Source organism: Tepidimonas sp., assembly GCF_029335975.1.
GTDB lineage: Bacteria > Pseudomonadota > Gammaproteobacteria > Burkholderiales > Burkholderiaceae_C > Tepidimonas.
On record NZ_JARJMT020000194.1, the window covers coordinates 1 to 3,513 of the forward strand.

4 protein-coding genes and 1 pseudogene are annotated in these 3,513 nt (G+C 70.1%); all 5 read right to left on the minus strand.

The features are described from left to right. Positions 1 to 354: pseudogene (locus P3W97_RS10825) on the minus strand (hypothetical protein); the annotation flags it as partial. Further along, entirely contained in the window at positions 336 to 947 is a 612-nt protein-coding gene (locus P3W97_RS10830) for a GspMb/PilO family protein (RefSeq protein WP_052231335.1), read from the minus strand. The pseudogene P3W97_RS10825 and the gene P3W97_RS10830, both read right to left, overlap by 19 nt. Next, complete coding sequence (locus P3W97_RS10835; protein WP_185974845.1) at positions 944 to 2,017, minus strand: PilN domain-containing protein; 1,074 nt, start codon at positions 2,015 to 2,017, stop codon at positions 944 to 946. The genes P3W97_RS10830 and P3W97_RS10835 overlap by 4 nt, the downstream gene beginning before the upstream one ends. Positions 2,018 to 2,021: 4 nt before the next feature. Then, positions 2,022 to 2,825 (minus strand): hypothetical protein, encoded by an 804-nt coding sequence (locus tag P3W97_RS10840; protein ID WP_043698331.1) that lies wholly within the window; start codon positions 2,823 to 2,825, stop codon positions 2,022 to 2,024. A gap of 68 nt (positions 2,826 to 2,893) precedes the next feature. Then, on the minus strand, positions 2,894 to 3,513 hold a 620-nt coding region (locus P3W97_RS10845), incomplete at its 5' end, for a hypothetical protein (protein ID WP_300846633.1).

Here is a 3,513-nt window from a genome sequence, read left to right on the forward strand (position 1 = left end):
GGGCGGCGGTGGCGGCGGGCGGCGATTGGGCACGACGAGGGGCCGCTCCAACATCGCCGCGGTACCCACGGTGGTCGTGGTCCACGGCGCCGGGGCGTCGGGGATGGCCGGGAGGATGGGCGACGGGGGTAACCAACGCGGTTGATACGGCCGTATGGCCGAGCGGGGATCGCGCAGGATGGCCCAGGGGTCGGCGCTTTGCGCCCAGGTCAGCCACGCGTCGGGCGGCGCGCTCTCGTACCCCGTGGGTCGCAGCCACTGGAGCGCAGTGGCCAGCGCGGCCGCGAACAGGAGGACGCCAGCGATACGCGCGGAGGTCAGGGGCAGCCAGCGGATCATGATCGGGGTTTCCAAACCGCCAGCTGGAGCTGGACTTTGAGTTTGGGGTTGCTGCTGGGCGGTGTCAGGCCAGCAGGACGGATGGTGGTCTTGAGGACGCCGATGACGGGCTGGGCGGCCTGGAGTTTTTGCATGCCGGCGACGATGGCGGCCATGTCGCCCTCGGCGGTGAAGGTCAGGCCGATGCGCTGCAGGGCCGGGCCTTCGTCTTGCACGGGAGCGGTTTGGCTGACTTCGATGCTGAGGCCAGCCTCCTCCAACAGCGCGCGGGCACGCTGGAGGGCTTCGTTGGCGGTGGCACCCGGGTCGGCGTCCGCCGGGTAGAGGCGCTGTTGCAGCGCGACCTGGGCGAGCTGCGCGCGCTGTGCCAACGTGTCCGCGCTTTGTTGCAGGCCGAGCAGACGGGCATAGCGGGGCTGCAGGTCGTCCAGGACGCCGAGGGCATAGCGGTGTTTTTGGTAGACGTACGCACCGCCGATGGCCAATGGCGCCAACACGAGGAGCAGCAGCGCCAGTGACGGCAACGCTTGGCGCAGAGCGAACCACCACCGCGCGGCACGCGGTGCCGGCGCGGGGGCCTCATGGGTATCACGTTGGGCGTGGTTCATGGCGTCGCGCTGGTCGGCTGGGGGGTACTGGCGGCTGTTGCGCCGGGTGCCAAGGGATCGACGCCGAATCGGATTTCGATCGCGTAGGATTCTTTGCCCAGTCCCAGGACTTTGGTGGCCGCGCGGGTGGCGCTGACACTGGCCACTCCGGGCTGCTCGCCCAGGCGGCGCATGAGCGCCGCGGCGTTGGGGGTGAGGCCTTGTATGCGCAGGGTGGAGCCGTCCAGCTCGAATTCGCTGACGTGGGTGTCGTCGGGGAGCTGGGCCGTGAGCCAGTCGAGCACCAGAACGGGATCGCGCCGCTGAGCGGCCAACTCGTCGAAGGCCCGGATGTGCTCGACCGCATGGGTGAGTTGTTCCCGACTGGCCAGCGCGGGCGCGGCCATCGGCTGTAGGGCCGCCCACTGCGCCGTGGCGTCGAGGACACGGGCGCGCAGGTGCCAGCTGGGGCTGAGGGCCGCGGCGAGCATAAGCGCCAGCGCCCCCACCCAGAGCACGCCGTTGAGGGCGCTGCGCCAGCGGCACCAGCGCCGCACGCGCTGCCAGGCCGCATCGGGCACCGGCACCCATTGTGGCCCGCCGGGCGGCAGTGCCAGCCAGACGGAGAGTGGGGTTTTGCCCGGCTCGTCCGGCAGGGCAGCGGCCACTCGCTCCCGCGACAGCCACGCTGCGTGCACGAGGGTGTGCCCATCGGGTTGGGAAAAGGCACGCCAGAAAAACAAGGTGTCCCGCGGGGGAAAGGGGCTCTGGAGCTGCCCCCGCAGCTCGATGGCCGCGCGCTGGGCGGCCGGCTCCATCGGTGGCTGATGCCAGGACTTGCGCAACACCAGCTCCTCGGGAACCGAGCGAGCAGGCCAGTGCCGCACCCCCCACCGCCGCCAGCGGTGGGGCGGCGGATCGAGGACACGCCCGTCCAGGTCCACGAGCACGGTTGACGCATCCTGCGCCGCTTCGGTTTGGATACTGACGAGGGCCGCGGGCCGCAGGCCATGGGCCACGCGGGAAACCAGCATGCGCCACAGCGCCCGCATTGCGCGCAGCAGAGGGGAGGCTTCGGACAGTGTGGGCATGGTGTCAGGTTGGGGTGGGCGCATCGGGCTGAGGCTGCGCCACACGCGTGGTTTGCTTGAGCAACCGCCACGGCCACGGGGCACCGGCGCGCTCCACGAGCCAGGAGAGCTGCAGCTCCTGGCCCTCTCCCATGGCGACGCGCGCGGTCCACACCCAGCGGTTTGAGGAGCCTTGCCGCAACCACTGGGCCGGTATCGCGGTGGTGTCCATGGGAGCGGCGTTGGACTGCGCCAGCGCCCATTGCGCGGCCCGCGCCGCATCGCCCTGGGCGAGGCAGAGCAGGACGGCGGGCGACGCCGCGTAGGGATCGACGGCCGCGTCCCCGCTGTCAACGGTCAGCGCATATTCTACTTGGAGCCAGAGGTGCAGCGGCAGTCCCGGGCGCTGCAAGAGATCCTGCACCGACTGAAACGCCGGCCGGGATTGGGCGGCTGCGCGCTGGCGGATGTCGACAATCGCCTGCGCCCAGCGCTGCGCCTCGCCAGCATCGAGCCCCCCTGCATGGCGCAACACAGCCTGTATCAGGTCGGCGGGCGCGTGGTTGAGATCGACGGCACCGTGGGCAGAGGTGCGCTGGATCAGCACCTCGTCTTTCCCGATGGTGACGCGCCAGCGACGTATGGGGCCGTCGGCCTGTGCGCTGGGGTGCGCGAGCAATTGCAGCAAGGCGGCTTGCGCGACCGCCGTGGCGTGCACCGTGGCGGTTTCCTGGAAACGCTGAGCCGCCCGATCACGCACCCAGGCGGTCAGGGCAACGGCGGCGCTGATGAGGGCCGCCATGATCCAGAGGACGGCGACGATGGCCATCCCGCCAGCGTAAGCGGCACGGTCGGACGTTGCGGGGATACCGGATAGACAGGCGTGACGCCCCACGGCTACCTCCGGACACTGCCTCCACCGATGACGGCTCTCTCGAGCGGCTCGACACTCGGCAGGGTGGGCATGATCGGTACCAGCAGGGGCGGCCATGGGCCTCGGTCGTCTTCAATCAACAGGCGGATCGCACGCGGGAACTCGACGGCTTCAGAGGGCCAATCGGTCCGCCAGTCGTCTTGCCACGGCTGCGCGGGCGGCCAGTTGGTTGGGCGCCTCCCCTGCACCTCGATGCGAATGTAAGCGAGATCGGCCACCAAGACCTCACGCGCGGCTTGTGTCCAGTCTGTCGCCTCGTCCGTGGATGTGTCGCCACGCGGACGGTAGCGCAGCACGAGTTGCAATCGCTGGGGATCTTCAGGGTGCGCCTCCGGCGCAAGGCGGAATTCGGTTTCGCCCCCCATGGCAGGGCGCGGGGGCATCAGACCCACCCAAGTGAGGCTGTCTTGGGCGAGCTGAAAGCGCAATCGCCGCATGCCCGCACCCGACACGTCTTCAACCGCGCGGACAGGATGCGCTGCAGCGGCCATGAGCCAACGATGGACAGCCGCCATGTGTTCAACGCGATCGGCTAGTCGCTGGACCCGGGCCTGGGTGTCACCCACGGCACGCACCCCGCCCG

Excerpts from the sequence above, each read along its gene's own strand:
- P3W97_RS10830 (WP_052231335.1), bottom strand. The coding sequence starts at position 947 with ATGAACCACGCCCAACGTGATACCCATGAGGCCCCCGCGCCGGCACCG.
- P3W97_RS10835 (WP_185974845.1), bottom strand. The coding sequence starts at position 2,017 with ATGCCCACACTGTCCGAAGCCTCCCCTCTGCTGCGCGCAATGCGGGCG.
- P3W97_RS10840 (WP_043698331.1), bottom strand. The coding sequence starts at position 2,825 with ATGGCCATCGTCGCCGTCCTCTGGATCATGGCGGCCCTCATCAGCGCC.